This is a genomic window from Streptomyces sp. NBC_00273 (assembly GCF_036178145.1).
Classification (GTDB): Bacteria; Actinomycetota; Actinomycetes; order Streptomycetales; family Streptomycetaceae; genus Streptomyces.
Map to the genome: position 1 here is coordinate 4,478,074 of NZ_CP108067.1, position 14,749 is coordinate 4,492,822.

Annotated in this window: 12 protein-coding genes; 6 read left to right on the top strand and 6 right to left on the bottom strand. The window is 69.5% G+C overall.

Annotated features, from left to right (window positions below):
* Positions 1-71 precede the first annotated feature (71 nt).
* Both rfbD and rfbB read right to left on the bottom strand, forming a co-directional pair.
* The gene (gene rfbD, locus OG386_RS19255) at positions 72-983 is read right to left on the bottom strand and encodes a dTDP-4-dehydrorhamnose reductase (RefSeq protein WP_328789179.1); all 912 of its coding nucleotides are present in this window, start codon (positions 981-983) and stop codon (positions 72-74) included.
* Positions 980-1,957: a dTDP-glucose 4,6-dehydratase gene (gene rfbB / locus OG386_RS19260; RefSeq protein WP_328789180.1), complete on the bottom strand. Its 978-nt coding sequence runs from the start codon at positions 1,955-1,957 to the stop codon at positions 980-982. Before rfbB ends, rfbD begins: the two co-directional genes overlap by 4 nt.
* Positions 1,958-2,038: 81 nt before the next feature.
* Between rfbB and rfbA the strand changes: the two genes are divergently transcribed.
* Both rfbA and rfbC read left to right on the top strand, forming a co-directional pair.
* Positions 2,039-2,914, top strand: coding sequence for a glucose-1-phosphate thymidylyltransferase RfbA (rfbA, locus tag OG386_RS19265; RefSeq protein ID WP_266603894.1), 876 nt, complete (start codon positions 2,039-2,041; stop codon positions 2,912-2,914).
* Complete coding sequence (gene rfbC / locus OG386_RS19270; RefSeq protein WP_328789181.1) at positions 2,911-3,510, top strand: dTDP-4-dehydrorhamnose 3,5-epimerase; 600 nt, start codon at positions 2,911-2,913, stop codon at positions 3,508-3,510. Before rfbA ends, rfbC begins: the two co-directional genes overlap by 4 nt.
* A 234-nt stretch (positions 3,511-3,744) precedes the next feature.
* On the opposite strand, the gene tuf is transcribed toward rfbC, so the two are convergent.
* From tuf to rpsL, 4 genes are all read right to left on the bottom strand, one after another.
* Complete coding sequence (gene tuf / locus OG386_RS19275; protein ID WP_030008455.1) at positions 3,745-4,938, bottom strand: elongation factor Tu; 1,194 nt, start codon at positions 4,936-4,938, stop codon at positions 3,745-3,747.
* Between the two features lie 147 nt (positions 4,939-5,085).
* A complete protein-coding gene (gene fusA, locus OG386_RS19280; RefSeq protein WP_136229670.1) occupies positions 5,086-7,218 on the bottom strand; it encodes an elongation factor G in 2,133 nt (710 codons plus the stop codon).
* Between the two features lie 39 nt (positions 7,219-7,257).
* The gene (rpsG, locus tag OG386_RS19285; protein WP_007265894.1) at positions 7,258-7,728 is read right to left on the bottom strand and encodes a 30S ribosomal protein S7; all 471 of its coding nucleotides are present in this window, start codon (positions 7,726-7,728) and stop codon (positions 7,258-7,260) included.
* A gap of 2 nt (positions 7,729-7,730) precedes the next feature.
* The gene (gene rpsL, locus OG386_RS19290; protein WP_007265893.1) at positions 7,731-8,102 is read right to left on the bottom strand and encodes a 30S ribosomal protein S12; all 372 of its coding nucleotides are present in this window, start codon (positions 8,100-8,102) and stop codon (positions 7,731-7,733) included.
* 368 nt (positions 8,103-8,470) lie between these two features.
* Between rpsL and OG386_RS19295 the strand changes: the two genes are divergently transcribed.
* The 4 genes from OG386_RS19295 to OG386_RS19310 all read left to right on the top strand — a co-directional run bounded on the left by OG386_RS19295 (position 8,471) and on the right by OG386_RS19310 (position 14,738).
* On the top strand, positions 8,471-10,981 hold the full coding sequence (locus OG386_RS19295; RefSeq protein WP_328789182.1) for a YfhO family protein: 2,511 nt from the start codon (positions 8,471-8,473) through the stop codon (positions 10,979-10,981).
* A gap of 53 nt (positions 10,982-11,034) precedes the next feature.
* Positions 11,035-11,754 carry a Crp/Fnr family transcriptional regulator gene (locus OG386_RS19300; RefSeq protein WP_328789183.1) on the top strand — a complete coding sequence of 240 codons (720 nt, stop codon included), beginning with the start codon at positions 11,035-11,037 and terminating at the stop codon, positions 11,752-11,754.
* A gap of 105 nt (positions 11,755-11,859) precedes the next feature.
* Entirely contained in the window at positions 11,860-12,609 is a 750-nt protein-coding gene (locus OG386_RS19305) for a hypothetical protein (protein ID WP_328789184.1), read from the top strand.
* The gene (locus tag OG386_RS19310; RefSeq protein ID WP_328789185.1) at positions 12,606-14,738 is read left to right on the top strand and encodes a hypothetical protein; all 2,133 of its coding nucleotides are present in this window, start codon (positions 12,606-12,608) and stop codon (positions 14,736-14,738) included. Before OG386_RS19305 ends, OG386_RS19310 begins: the two co-directional genes overlap by 4 nt.
* Positions 14,739-14,749: the final 11 nt, after the last annotated feature.

Sequence of the window (14,749 nt, forward strand, 5' to 3'; positions counted from 1 at the left end):
AACGGGGCCCGAAAGGTTGCACCCCGGGCCCCGTCGACGACGTGCGCGTGTGAGCGATCAGCCCCGCCGACTCACCTCGTGGAGGGGAGTCCCAGCAGATCAGCGAAGGCCGGGCGGGTGATCGCCTCGGCGAGCTGCGCCCGCCAATCGGCCAGCGGTTCCAGCCCGGCGGCCGACCAGCCGTCGTGAGCAAGGACACTGAAGGCCGGTCGCACGGCGGGGCGGACGAACGCCTCGGAGGTCGTCGGCCGGATCCGTTCGGGGTCGAGCCCGCTCAGTCGGTACGCCTCGCGCGCCAGCCCCATCCAGGTGGTGCGGCCGCTCGCGGTGCCGTGGTAGACCCCGCCCGGGGCCTTGCCCGCCAGCGCGGCGAGGCCGAGGTCGACCAGGTGACGGGCCAGCGCGTAGGACCAAGTGGGCTGGCCGTGCTGGTCGTCGACCACGTCGAGGGTGTCCCGCTGGGCCGCCAGCTTCAGCATGGTGGCGACGAAGTTCGCCCCGTGCTCGCCGTACAGCCACGCGGTCCGCACGATGTAGCCGTCCTGCGGGAGCAGCTCGGCGACGGCTCGTTCGCCGACCAGCTTGGAGCGCCCGTAGGCGTTGACCGGACCGGTCTCGGCGTCCTCGGGGTACGGCTGCGCGGCATTGCCGGGCAGCACGTAGTCGGTGGAGACGTGCAGCAGGCGCGCACCGGCGTCGGCGCAGGCCGCGGCGAGGACGCGTACACCGGTGCCGTTGACGGCGGTGGCGGCTTCCTCGGCGGTCTCGGCACCGTCCACGTCGGTCCAGGCCGCGCAGTTGACCACGACGGCGGCACCCTCGACGGCGGCCCGGACGGCTGCCGGGTCGGTGATGTCGAGGTCGGCGCGGCGCAGGCCCGCGGCTTCGATGCCGGCGTCCCGCAGGGCGGCCAGGACGTCCTGGCCGAGCATGCCGGCGGCGCCGGTGACGAGCCAGCGGCCGGCTCCCGGGTTGGCGGTCACTTCTGCAGGGCCGCCTTCGCCTTCAGCGGCTCCCACCAGGCGCGGTTCTCGCGGTACCAGTCGATGGTGGCCTTGATGCCGTCCTCGAAGGTGATCTGCGGGGCGTAACCCAGCTCGGCGCCGATCTTGCTGATGTCGATGGAGTAGCGGAGGTCGTGGCCCTTGCGGTCCTCGACCTGCTCGACCATGTCCCAGCCGAGGCCGGCGGCCTCCAGCAGGACACCGGTCAGCTCCTTGTTGGTGAGCTCGGTGCCGCCGCCGATGTTGTAGACCTCGCCGGCCCGCCCCTTGCGCATGGCCAGGTCGATGCCGCGGCAGTGGTCGGAGACGTGCAGCCAGTCGCGGACGTTGCCGCCGTTGCCGTACAGCGGGACCTTCTTGCCGTCCATCAGGTTCGAGACGAACAGCGGGATGACCTTCTCCGGGAACTGGTAGTGCCCGTAGTTGTTGGAGCAGCGGGTGACCACCACGTCCATGCCGTGGGTGCGGTGGTAGGCCAGCGCCAGCAGGTCGGACGACGCCTTCGAGGCGGAGTACGGGGAGTTGGGCACCAGCGGCCACTCCTCCGTCCAGGAGCCCTCGCTGATCGAGCCGTAGACCTCGTCGGTGGAGATGTGGACGAAGCGGCCGACGCCGTGCTTGCGGGCGGAGTCGAGCAGCACCTGGGTGCCCACGACGTTGGTCATCACGAACGGGCCCGCGCCGGCGATCGAGCGGTCCACGTGGGACTCGGCCGCGAAGTGCACGACGACATCGTGACCGGGCATGACCTGGTCGACGGCGTCCGCGTCGCAGATGTCGCCCTTGACGAAGGCGTATCCGGAGTGGTCGGCGACCGGGGCGAGGTTGGCCTCGACGCCCGAGTACGTCAGCTTGTCGAAGACAGTGATCTGCGCCGTGGCATCTGCAGCGAGCTGCTGGCGGACGAATTCTGAACCGATGAAGCCGGCGCCGCCGGTCACGAGGATGCGCATAATACGAAGAGTCTAGCGGCCGCCCAACGTCACATGTGCTGGACTCTGCTCCCCCACGCCCTCTCGCATAGGGTTCTCCCCATGCGTGGAATCCTCTTGGCCGGTGGCACCGGATCTCGACTCTGGCCGCTGACCCGGGCCGTCTCGAAGCAGCTGCTGCCCGTCTTCGACAAGCCGATGATCTATTACCCCCTCTCCACCCTCGTGATGGCGGGTATCAGCGAGATCCTGATCATCACCACCCCGGACGACCGCGACCAGTTCGAGCGGCTGCTCGGCGACGGCTCGCAGTTCGGCCTGCGGCTGGAGTACGCCGTCCAGGAGCGCCCGGAGGGCATCGCCCAGGCCTTCGTCCTCGGTGCCGACTTCATCGGCGACGAGTCCGTCGCCCTGATCCTCGGCGACAACATCTTCCACGGCAGCGGCCTCGGCACCCGTCTCGCCCAGCACACGGACGCCAAGGGCGGCCGCGTGTTCGCGTACCCGGTCGCGGACCCCACCGCCTACGGCGTGGTCGAGTTCGACGAGAACGGCCAGGCCATCTCCATCGAGGAGAAGCCGGAGAAGCCCAAGTCCCGCTACGCGGTGCCGGGTCTGTACTTCTACGACAACCGGGTCGTCGAGATGGCCCGCGGCCTCAAGCCCAGCGCCCGCGGCGAGCTGGAGATCACCGCCGTCAACGACGCGTACCTCCAGGCCGGCGAGCTCAACGTGACCATCCTCGACCGCGGTACCGCGTGGCTGGACACCGGCACCTTCGTCTCGATGGTGCAGGCCTCCGAGTTCGTCCGCGTGATCGAGGAGCGCCAGGGCTTCAAAATAGGCTGCATCGAGGAGGCGGCCTGGCGGGCCGGCCTGATCGACTCCGCGCAGCTGCGCGCGCTCGCCGAGCCGCTGACCAAGAGCGGCTACGGCGACTACCTGCTGATGCTGCTCGCCGAGGAGGACGCCCGATGAAGTTCCGCGAACTCTCCATAGCCGGCGCCTTCGAGGTCACCCCGCAGCTGCACGGCGACCCGCGCGGCCTGTTCACCGAGTGGTACCGCTTCGACCGCCTCGCCGAGGTCGTCGGTCACCCGCTGAACCTGGCGCAGGCGAACCTCTCGGTCTCTTCCGCGGGCGTGGTCCGCGGCATCCACTTCGCCGACGTACCGCGCGGCCAGGCCAAGTACGTGACCTGCGTACGCGGCGCCGTGCTCGACGTCATCGTCGACCTGCGGGTCGGCTCCCCCACCTTCGGCCAGTGGGAGGGCGTCCGCCTCGACGACGTGGACCGCCGCGCGGTCTACATCCCCGAGGGCCTCGGCCACGGCTTCTGCGCGCTGAGCGACGACGCGACGCTGTCGTACCTCTGCTCGGAGACGTACAACCCGACCGGCGAGCACTCGGTGCACCCGCTCGACCCCGACCTGGGCATCGAGTGGCCGGCCGACGTCCCGCTGCTGTCCGCCCGCGACGAGGCCGCTCCCTCGCTGGCCGACGCCCTCGCGACCGGTCTGCTGCCCGACCACGCCGCGTGCATCGAGTTCACCGAGTCCCTGCGCGTGAACTGACCCGCCGCCGCAACGCGACTGAGGGCCGCACCCCGTCCGGGGTGCGGCCCTCAGTCGTACCGGCCGCCCTGTCCGCCCGGACTCGGACGGACAGGGAGGACAGGGAGGACAGGACGGACAGGCGGACACGGGCAGACATGCCGAAGGGCCCCGTCCCACCGCCGAGGCGATGGGCCGGGGCCCTTCAGTGCAACTTGGTGCCCGGTGAACGGGCTACCAGGTCAGAGCACGAAATTACTTCGTGATCTTGGTGACCTGGCCGGCGCCCACGGTACGACCACCCTCACGGATGGCGAACTTCAGGCCCTCCTCCATGGCGACCGGCTGGATCAGCGCGACCGTCATCTCGGTGTTGTCGCCCGGCATGACCATCTCCGTGCCGGCCGGCAGGGTGACGACACCCGTGACGTCCGTGGTACGGAAGTAGAACTGCGGACGGTAGTTGTTGAAGAACGGGGTGTGACGGCCACCCTCGTCCTTCGACAGGATGTAGGCCTGGGCCTCGAACTCGGTGTGCGGGGTGACCGAACCGGGCTTGATGATGACCTGGCCGCGCTCGACGTCCTCGCGCTTGATGCCACGGAGGAGCAGACCGACGTTCTCACCGGCCTGGCCCTCGTCGAGGAGCTTGCGGAACATCTCGATACCGGTGACCGTGGTGGTGGTCTTGGTCTCCTTGATACCGATGATGTCGACGGTCTCGTTGACCTTCAGGACACCACGCTCGATACGGCCGGTGACGACGGTACCGCGACCGGTGATCGTGAAGACGTCCTCGACGGGCATGAGGAACGGCTTCTCGGTGTCACGCGGCGGGGTCGGGATGGCCTCGTCGACGGCGGACATGAGGCCGAGGAGCTTCTCGCCCCACTCCTTGTCGCCCTCGAGCGCCTTCAGCGCGGAGACGCGGACGACCGGCAGGTCGTCGCCCGGGAACTCGTACTCGGAGAGGAGCTCACGGACCTCGAGCTCGACGAGCTCCAGGATCTCCTCGTCGTCCACCATGTCGGCCTTGTTCAGGGCGACGACGATGTAGGGGACGCCGACCTGGCGGGCCAGGAGCACGTGCTCCTTGGTCTGCGGCATCGGGCCGTCGGTGGCGGCGACCACGAGGATCGCGCCGTCCATCTGCGCGGCACCGGTGATCATGTTCTTGATGTAGTCAGCGTGACCCGGGCAGTCGACGTGGGCGTAGTGACGCGCCTCGGTCTGGTACTCGACGTGCGCGATCGAGATGGTGATACCGCGCTGGCGCTCCTCAGGAGCCTTGTCGATCTGGTCGAAGGCCGAGGCCTCGTTCAGGTCCGGGTACGCGTCGTGCAGCACCTTGGTAATGGCGGCCGTGAGGGTCGTCTTACCGTGGTCAATGTGACCGATGGTGCCGATGTTGACGTGCGGCTTAGTCCGCTCGAACTTCGCCTTCGCCACGGGGTCCTCCTGGAGAGTGGTTCTGTACGCCTTACAGATCGGCGCCAGGTGATCTTTGCTGGAAAGCCGGCCCCCCGGGGCAACGGATTGTGACTCCTGTTGCCCCAGAGGCTCCGGTGACAAGCCTAAAGCGTGTACTCGGAAGAGTTACTCGCCCTTGGCCTTCGCGATGATCTCCTCGGCGACGTTCCGGGGAACCTCGGCGTAGGAGTCGAACTGCATCGAGTAGCTGGCGCGACCCGAGGTCTTGCTGCGGAGGTCTCCGACGTAGCCGAACATCTCCGAAAGGGGCACGAGGCCCTTCACGACGCGAGCACCGTGACGCTCCTCCATGGCCTGGATCTGGCCACGACGGGAGTTGATGTCACCGATGACGTCACCCATGTAGTCCTCGGGCGTGGTGACCTCTACGGCCATCATCGGCTCGAGGAGCACGGGAGAAGCCTTGCGCGCGGCCTCCTTGAAGGCCTGCGAACCGGCGATCTTGAAGGCGAGCTCCGAGGAGTCGACCTCGTGGTAGCCACCGTCGAGAAGCGTGACGCGAACGCCCGTCATCTCGTAGCCGGCCAGGATGCCGAACTGCATGGCTTCCTGCGCACCGGCGTCGACCGAAGGGATGTACTCCTTCGGGACGCGTCCACCGGTGACCTTGTTCACGAACTCGTACGCCGGACCGTCGGTCTCGGTGATGGGCTCGATCGCGATCTGCACCTTGGCGAACTGACCGGTACCACCGGTCTGCTTCTTGTGCGTGTAGTCGTGACGCTCGACGGCCTTGCGGATCGTCTCGCGGTACGCGACCTGCGGCTTGCCGACGTTGGCCTCGACCTTGAACTCGCGCTTCATACGGTCGACCAGCACCTCGAGGTGCAGCTCGCCCATACCGCCGAGGATGGTCTGGCCCGTCTCCTCGTCCGAGTGAACGTGGAAGGAGGGGTCCTCCTCCGCGAGACGCTGGATGGCAACACCCAGCTTCTCCTGGTCACCCTTGGACTTGGGCTCGATGGCGACCTGGATGACCGGAGCCGGGAAGTCCATGGACTCCAGGATCACGGGCTGCTTGTCGTCACACAGCGTCTCACCGGTGGTGGTCTGCTTCAGGCCCATGACGGCGACGATGTCGCCGGCGCCCACCGCGTCGATCTCTTCACGCTTGTTGGCGTGCATGCGGTAGATCTTGCCGATGCGCTCCTTCTTGCCCTTGACGGAGTTCAGCACCGCAGTGCCGGCCTCCAGGCGGCCCGAGTAAACCCGGACGAAGGTGAGCTTGCCGAGGTGCGGGTCGCTCATGATCTTGAACGCGAGCGCGGCGAGGGGCTCCTCGTCGGACGGCTTGCGCTTCACGACGACCTCGGCGTCGCGGACGTCGTGGCCCTCGATGGCCTCGATGTCCAGCGGCGACGGCAGGTAGCGGACGACGGCGTCGAGCAGGGGCTGAACGCCCTTGTTCTTGAACGCCGTGCCACAGAACACCGCGGTGATCGTGGGCTCGCCCTTGCCCTTGCCGGAGTTCAGGATGATCCGACGGACGGCGGCGTGCAGCTGCTCGACGGTGGGCTCGTTGCCCTCCAGGAACAGCTCCATGATCTCGTCGTCGTTCTCGGCGACGGTCTCGACCAGCTTGCCGCGCCACTCTTCAGCAGCCTCGGTGTGCGTGGCCGGGATGTCGACGATGTCGTACATCTCGCCCTTGGTCGCCTCGGCGGACCAGACGAACGCCTTCATCGTGACGAGGTCGACGACACCCTGGAAGTCGGCCTCGGCACCGATGGGGAGCTGCATGACGATCGGAACCGCACCGAGGCGGTCCTTGATCATGTCGACGCAGCGGTGGAACTCGGCGCCGGTGCGGTCGAGCTTGTTGACGAAGCAGATGCGCGGCACGCCGTAGCGGTCCGCCTGACGCCAAACGGTCTCGGACTGCGGCTCGACGCCGGCCACACCGTCGAAGACGGTGACGGCGCCGTCGAGGACGCGGAGCGAACGCTCCACCTCGACGGTGAAGTCGACGTGACCCGGGGTGTCGATGATGTTGATCGTGTGGTCAACGTCTTCGAGGGGCCAGTGGCAGGTCGTCGCGGCAGACGTGATGGTGATACCACGCTCCTGCTCCTGCTCCATCCAGTCCATCGTGGCAGCGCCGTCGTGGACCTCACCGATCTTGTACGACACACCGGTGTAGAACAGGATGCGCTCGGTGGTGGTCGTCTTGCCCGCGTCGATGTGGGCCATGATCCCGATGTTGCGGACCTTGGCCAGGTCAAGCGAAGTGGTAGCCATAAGGCTTCGGTCTTCTCTCGGTCTCGATGTGGGGTGGGACTACCAGCGGTAGTGCGCGAAGGCCTTGTTGGACTCGGCCATCTTGTGCGTGTCCTCGCGCTTCTTGACGGCAGCGCCAAGACCGTTGGAGGCGTCGAGCAGCTCGTTCATGAGGCGCTCGGTCATGGTCTTCTCACGGCGGGCGCGGGAGTAACCCACGAGCCAGCGGAGGGCCAGGGTCGACTGGCGACCCGGCTTGACCTCGACGGGGACCTGGTAGGTCGCGCCACCGACACGGCGGGACTTGACCTCGAGGGACGGCTTGACGTTCTCCAGCGCGCGCTTCAGCGTGATGACCGGGTCGTTGCCGGTCTTCTCGCGGAGGCCTTCCATGGCGCCGTAAACGATGCGCTCGGCGGTGGAGCGCTTGCCGTTCAGGAGGATCTTGTTGATGAGCGACGTCACCAGAGGAGATGCGTAGACCGGGTCGATGATGACCGGGCGCTTCGGGGCGGGGCCCTTACGAGGCATTCTTACTTCTCCTTCTTGGCGCCGTAGCGGCTGCGGGCCTGCTTGCGGTTCTTGACAGCCTGGGTGTCAAGCGCACCGCGGATGATCTTGTAACGAACACCCGGCAGGTCCTTCACACGGCCACCACGCACGAGCACGATCGAGTGCTCCTGCAGGTTGTGTCCCTCACCCGGAATGTAAGCGGTGACCTCGATGCCGGAGGTCAGACGCACACGCGCGACCTTACGGAGCGCCGAGTTCGGCTTCTTCGGGGTGGTCGTGAACACACGCGTGCAGACGCCGCGACGCTGGGGCGAAGCCTCAAGCGCGGGGGTCTTTGTCTTCTCGACCTTGTCCTGCCGGCCCTTACGGACCAGCTGCTGGATCGTAGGCACTACTTCTCCGGTTTCTGTGTGCCGTGTAGTGAAACTAACCTGGAACTTCCCCGACCCACGCGGTCGGGTGTGTCGAACACTGCACGCTTTCACCGAAGTGAGTCGGGCGCAGATTGCGGTGTGGTCTTCTCGGCTCTCCGCGGGGTCTTGAGCACGCGCGGGAGCCCAGGGCACACCCCAGGCACAAGGTCAGAGCGTACCTACCTCACAGAGGTAGGTCAAAACAAATGCCCAGCACGAAATCCCGCCGCGCGCAAGCGGGGAGCGGCCCGATCGGCCCTGTGCCCTGTCCCCGCGCCCTAAACTGGCGGCTTGACCGGCGCGGGACGCCCGCGAGTCGATCAGCAGGGAGCAGGACATTGGGGACCGTGGCACCCGAACCGACCACAGTCGACGCCCGTCCCCAGGCCCCGCGCAGACCCGCCCCGCGCAGACCGGCCATCCGCCTGATCACCCGTTCCCGCGGTCCCCTGCTGGCCTTCCTGATCACCTCGGGCGCCTTCTGCGCCGCCTGGGTGGCGCGCGGCACCTTCCCCTTCGGCCACACCGGGCGGGCCCTGAACGACCAGGCCAACCAGTACGTGCCCTTCCACCGGGCGCTGTGGGACCTGGTCCACGGGCAGGCCGCCGGGGACGTCCTCTTCACCTGGCGCGGCGGCTTCGGACAACAGTTCCTCGCCGGCTACCACACCTACCTCGGCAACCCCTTCTCGTGGCTGGCCGTCGTCGTCCCCCGCGCCCACGTCGACCTCGCCGTCTTCGCGATCACCCCGATCACCATGGGCACCGCCGCCGCCGTGATGACGGTGTACCTCGGCAAGCTGCACCCCGGCCCCTGGTGGCAGCGGGGCGTGCTCGGAGCGACGTACGGCCTGTGCGGCTGGGCGCTGAGCGACGCCTCGTACATCCCCATGTGGCTCTGGGGCCTGGTCGCGCTCCCCGTGCTCGGCATCGCCGTCGAGTGGTGCCTGGAGGAGCGCCGCTGGCCGGGCGTGGCCCTGCTCGTCGCGCTCGCCTGGTTCGGGAACTTCTACACCGCGATGATGGCCACGATGGCCGCCTGCGTCCTGCTCGCCATCCGCATGATCACCCGCGACATGTCGGGCCGGGAGCGGCTGCGCGCACTGTGGCGGGCCGCGACGGCCACCGGGACCGGGATCCTGCTGACGCTGCCGCTGCTCCTGCCGTCGTTCCTGTCCAGCGGGGCCGCGCAGCCGACCAAGGCCGCCGCCTTCGACCCCGTACGGATCGAGGTGTTCCTCGCGGGCATGCTCCCGGCCACGCACCTGTGGGGCGGCCGCCCGCGGCTCTACGTCGCCTCGCTCGGGCTGATCCTGGCCGGCGCGTTCGTCCTCAACACCGCCGTCGCCCGGCGGACCCGCCTGGTGTGGGCGGCGGCGGCGCTGCTCGTGGTCGCCTCCTTCCAGTTCCCGCCCACGCAGTACCTGTGGCACGGCCTGGCGGTGCCGAACGGCAACCCGTACCGCGAGGCCTTCGTCTTCAGCGGGATGGTCGTGATCGTGGCCTGGCTGGCGCTGGCCAACCGGCCGCGCCCGCTGCACCTGGCCCTGGTGGCGGCCCTCCTGGTGGCGGCCACCTACGTGCTGCGGCGCACCGACGACTTCGGCGGCTGGACCTGGCCGGCCGTGCTCGGCGGTGGCGCGGTCTCCCTGCTGGCCCTGGTCCTGCTGCGGCTCGGCGAGAAGCGCCGGTACCTGATCCCGGTGGCCGCCGCCCTGATGATCGGCGTCGTGTTCGCCGAGTCCACGGTCGCCGCCGCGAACGCGGACGCCCGCCGGTCCCGCGAGCGCTGGGCCAAGCCCGTCACCACCTCGAACCGATCGATCGGCAACCACTTCGAGGCCGTCCGCGGTGTGGCGGACTGGCCCGCCTACCGGACCGACTCGGGCGCGCCCCAGAGCGCGTACAACGACGCCCTGGCGCTGCGCGCGGAAGGCCCGCAGTACTACAGCAGCTACCTCCCCGAGGCCACGTACAAGGCCCTGGAGCCCCTGGGATACGGCTTCAAGAACGACGGCCGGACCTTCTTCGGCGCCGACAACCCGGTGCTCGACGCGATCTTCTCGATCGGCGCGCGGGTCCGCCCGGGGACCGCCCCCGACACCTGGACGGCCTCGAAGTTCCCCGCGCCCCCGCTGGTCACCGTCCGCACCGCGCCGTACTCCTCCCCCCACCCGGCGGACAGCGTGTACGCCCACCAGGAGGCCGTCCTGGGCGCCACCGTCTACCAGGTCCCGCCGGTCACCCGCGGCGGGACCGACATCGAGCAGACGTACACGGCCCGGTGCACCCCCGGTTCCGAGGCCTACTGGTACTCCCCCGCCGTCTACGGCACGGTCCGCACCGGCGGCGGCCCGCAGCAGCTCCTGGAGGACCGGAGGACCGGCGTGACCCCGCTGGGCACCGTCCCCGCCTCGGGCCAGGTCGACGTCACCGTGCAGACGCGCACGAAGGGCGCGGACGCGGGCGCGTACCCGCTCGGCTGCCTGGACCGCACCGCCCTCGACGCGGCCGTCCGCCACCTCACCGCCACCGGCGCCACCGCGGTCCGCCCGGGCGGCCACACCATCGGGGCCACCCTCCCCGCGCCCACCGGGGGCACGGCCGTCATCGCCACGACCGCCGTCCCGGGCTGGCAGTGTTCGGCCCCGCTGAAGCCCTTCCACGGCCTGCTGGCCGTGGACCTCCCGCCGGGCACGACCGAGGTCTCCTGCACCTTCACCCCGAAGGGCCTAGCCCCGGGCCTCGCGGGCGCCGCGCTGTCCCTCCTGACCCTCGCCGCCGTCCACCTCACAACGCTGCGCCGCCGGCGCCAGCGTCTGTACGGGGGTAATCCCCTGGTTCGAGAGCGCTCGTAAGCCGTTGTTCAGTACATTGACCGCCTTGATCACCGGGGCGGGGGCGACGGCAGATGACCAGGGACGCGGACCCGACGGGTGGGGGCGGACTCGACGACCGGGTCCCGTTCCTGGCCCGGCTGGAACAGGCGGACGGTGCGGCGTTACGGGCGCTCGGCCGTGAGGTGCTCTACCCACCCCGCGGCACCCTGCTCCACCAGGACGAGCCCACTGCCCACGTCCTGTTGGTGCTCCGGGGCTGGACCAAGGTCACCGTGGCCCATCCCAACGGCTACCAGGCCCTGCTCGCGCTGCGCGGGCCGGGCGACATCATCGGCGAGTCCGCGGCCCTGACCCGCCGCCCGCGCTCCGCGACCGTGACCGCCCTCGAACACGTCCGCGCCGTCGTCATCGAGCAGGAGCGCTTCCGCGTCTTCCTCGGTAGCTCCCCCGAGGTCTCCCTCCAACTGTTGGCCCTCGTCTCCGACCGCACACGTGCCGCCGACCGACGCAACCTCCAGTTCGCCTCGGTTCCGGTCCGCGAGCGACTCGCAGTGCTCCTGCTGGACCTGGCACACATCCACGGCCGGCGCACGGAGGAAGGGGTGGAGGTCGCAGTCCCGCTCACGAAGCAGGAACTGGCGGGCGCCGTGAGCGCCTCCCGCGAGATGGTCCAGCGCGAGCTGAAGGCCCTGCGGGACCGGGGCGTCATCAATACGGGCCGGCGCACGCTGGTGATCGTGCGGCCGGACGTGCTGCACCGCATTGCGCGGGGTCGGCCCCAACCGTCCTGAGACAGGGCACCGATCCGTCAGTGCCCATGGTTCAGTGCACACGGTCACACTGGGGTGCGTCATCCTCCCTCACGGCACCGGGGCCGGCTGCCCGACGCTGCTCGCATGACACAGCCGCAACCCCTCTTCCGCCACCTGCTCCTGATCGACACCGAGCGCTACAGCGACCGCGACGACGTGCAGCAGGCCTACCTCCGCCGCATGCTCTTCGGGATCGTCGACCGCGTCCTGCTTTCGGCCGGTGTCGACCAGAGCCTGCGTCGGCGGGCCGACCGCGGCGATGCGGTCATGGAACTCATCGACCCCGCAGTCCCACTGACCGACCTGCTACGCACCCTGCTGCGGGATGCCCCGGCAGAACTGCGTGCGGTGAACCGGCTCGCCGCCGGCTCCGCGCAGATCCGCCTTCGCGCCGTCCTGGCCACCGGCTACGTCCACATCGACGAGTTCGACGGCTGGGTGGGGACGGACCTGAACAACGCCTGCCGGCTCCTGGACGGCGACCCGCTGCGCGCTGCTCTGCGCGAACGCCCGGACGACTACGCCCTCTGCGTCTCGGAGTCCGTGCACGCCGGCATCGTCGCCCACGACCACCTCGGCATCCCGAAGGACGAGTTCCACCCGATCACCGTCCCCAGCAAGAACGGCCCGCTGCCCGCCTGGCTCCACGGCCCCCTCCCGACAGCCGAAGCCGCGTCCGCCCCGCCCGAGCCCGTACCGCCGCCGGCACCCCGGCCCGCCACCCCTCAGCCCCCGTCCCCCACCGGCCTCGATTTCCGGGGCACCAACAACGGTGTCGTCGCGAACCGCATCGAGGGCGCCATCACCTTCGGGGACCGGGGCGGGCGCCCGTGAACGCGCAGGCACCGCAGAGCGATCCGGAGCCGGACGCCGTCGCACCGGCCGAGGACGAGGCCGCCACCGAGGCCGACCAACCCGCCCAGGAGCCCTGGGCCGCCCGTCGGGACCTGGACGCCCACACCCCGAGCTCGATGGCCCTGCGCTTCCACGGGACCAATCACGGCGTCACGGCCCAACAGGTCATCGGCGACATCATCACCGGCGGCAAGACCGAGCACCACTACAACTTCGGCGGCCTAGGAGGCTTCGGCGGCGGACAGGTCTCCGGTGAGATCCCGACACGGTCCCTGGAACGGCTCGCCGACGACTTCATCTCGGAAGGCACCCCGTTCGCCGCGTTACTGGGGAGGCTGCGCGAGGAACGCGTGATCGTCCTGACGGGCGATCCGTTCACCGGCCGCCGCACCGCCGCGCTCATGCTGCTGCACCGCCTCGGCGCCACACCGGTCCGCGCCCTCGACCGTGCCGTGCCCCCGGGCGAGCTGAGCCAGCGGCTGACCTCGGGTGACGGAGTCGTGGGTCACGTGCTGTGCGATCTGGACATCTCACGCGAGCAGCCGCTACGAGAGGCCCACCTGTTGGCGCTGCGCAGCCGGATGCGGGAACTACAGGGGTACCTCGTGATCACGGCCGGGCACAGCCCTTACGTCGAGGACACCGTGGAGCTCGCCGCCTGGCACCCGCCCGCACCGGCGACCGTCCTCGCGTCCCTGCTGCCCAAGAGGACGGACGAGGCAAAGGCGCAGGAGCTGCTCGCCCTGCCGGCCGTCGCCGAGTTCCTCTCGCACGACCGGCAGATCCGCGAAGTCGTGCAGTACGTCGCTGTCCTGGCGCAGGCCGACGAGAACCGGATCGAGCAGTACTCGCTGATCGCTCTGGAACAGCAGGTACAGGAGTGGTTCGAGGAAGCCGAGACTCCGGTGCAGTTGCGGGAGAAGGCCTTCCTGATCGCCCTTGCCGCGTTCGACAAGGGCCCGTACGCCCTGACCGCGGAACTGAGCGATGTCCTGTACGCCGCCCTGCGCAGCACAGGAGACGAGAAGTACCAGGAGCCGATACCGGTCTTCGGCACCCACATCGGCAAACGGCTCCAGAAGGCCCGGGCAAAGCGTTATCCCGACCGGGAGATGACCGAGTGGGGGCCGGTCACCCAGGTCAAAGCTGCCTTCCATGACGAACGCGTCGCACCGGTCGTGCTGCGCGAGGTCTGGACGGGCCACCCTGCAGCCCGCCCCGCGCTGATCAAATGGCTCGCCGCCCTCTCCGTCGACGGGCGCCCTTTCGTACGCACCCGGGCGGCGGCCACCGTCGCGGTCCTCGCCTTCACCGATCTGCCCTCCACCATGGCGCTCATCGTCGAACGCTGGGCGGGCGCGAAGGAATCCCGGCGCCAACTGACGGCAGTCAGTGCCCTCACCCTGGCCCACCGGATCGGGGCCCCGAACATCCCGCGGATCGTCGATACGTGGAGCACCGCCACACAGGATCCGAAGCGGTGCTGGGTAGGGGTCCGTGCCTTGGGACTGATCGGGCCCGAGCGGCCGGTGGAGACCCTCGCCGCCCTGCGGGCCCAGGCCAGGCACCAGCACGACAAGCAGCTCAAACAGTCCCGCATGGGGGTCGGCGACCAACAGGTCGCCGCGGAACTCCCTCAGTCCGTGGCCCTGCTGCTGCTCTCCCCGGCAGCCGATACGGCCCTGAGCGCCCTGCTGCCGACCCTCGACGGCCACCCCTCCTCCCGAGCGCTCGCCCTGGACGGGTTCCTCACCGCCTGCGAACGGACCGACACGGCAGCGTGCCCGCCCTTGCTCGATCAGGCAGCCCGCTCCCCCTTCGCCGCACGCTCGATCGCTCGGCTGCTCGGGGTGGCGCTCAACGACCGCACGGCCAACGAGCGCGCCGAGAACGCGCTCAGGAGCTGGGTCCGGGCCGCCGACACCGACCCCGGAACCGAACGGGCGCTCTCGGCCGTGCTCCCCGCAGCCATCGCCGACCCCCGCGACGCGGCCCGCCTCAGCCACCTGCTCGACACCGTGCAAGGACTGGACGGCCGGCCCCGGCCTGCGGTGGCGGACCGGATGCGTACCGCGCTCACCCACCCCCACGCTCACGCACCCGCCTGAGGAGGTCCGAC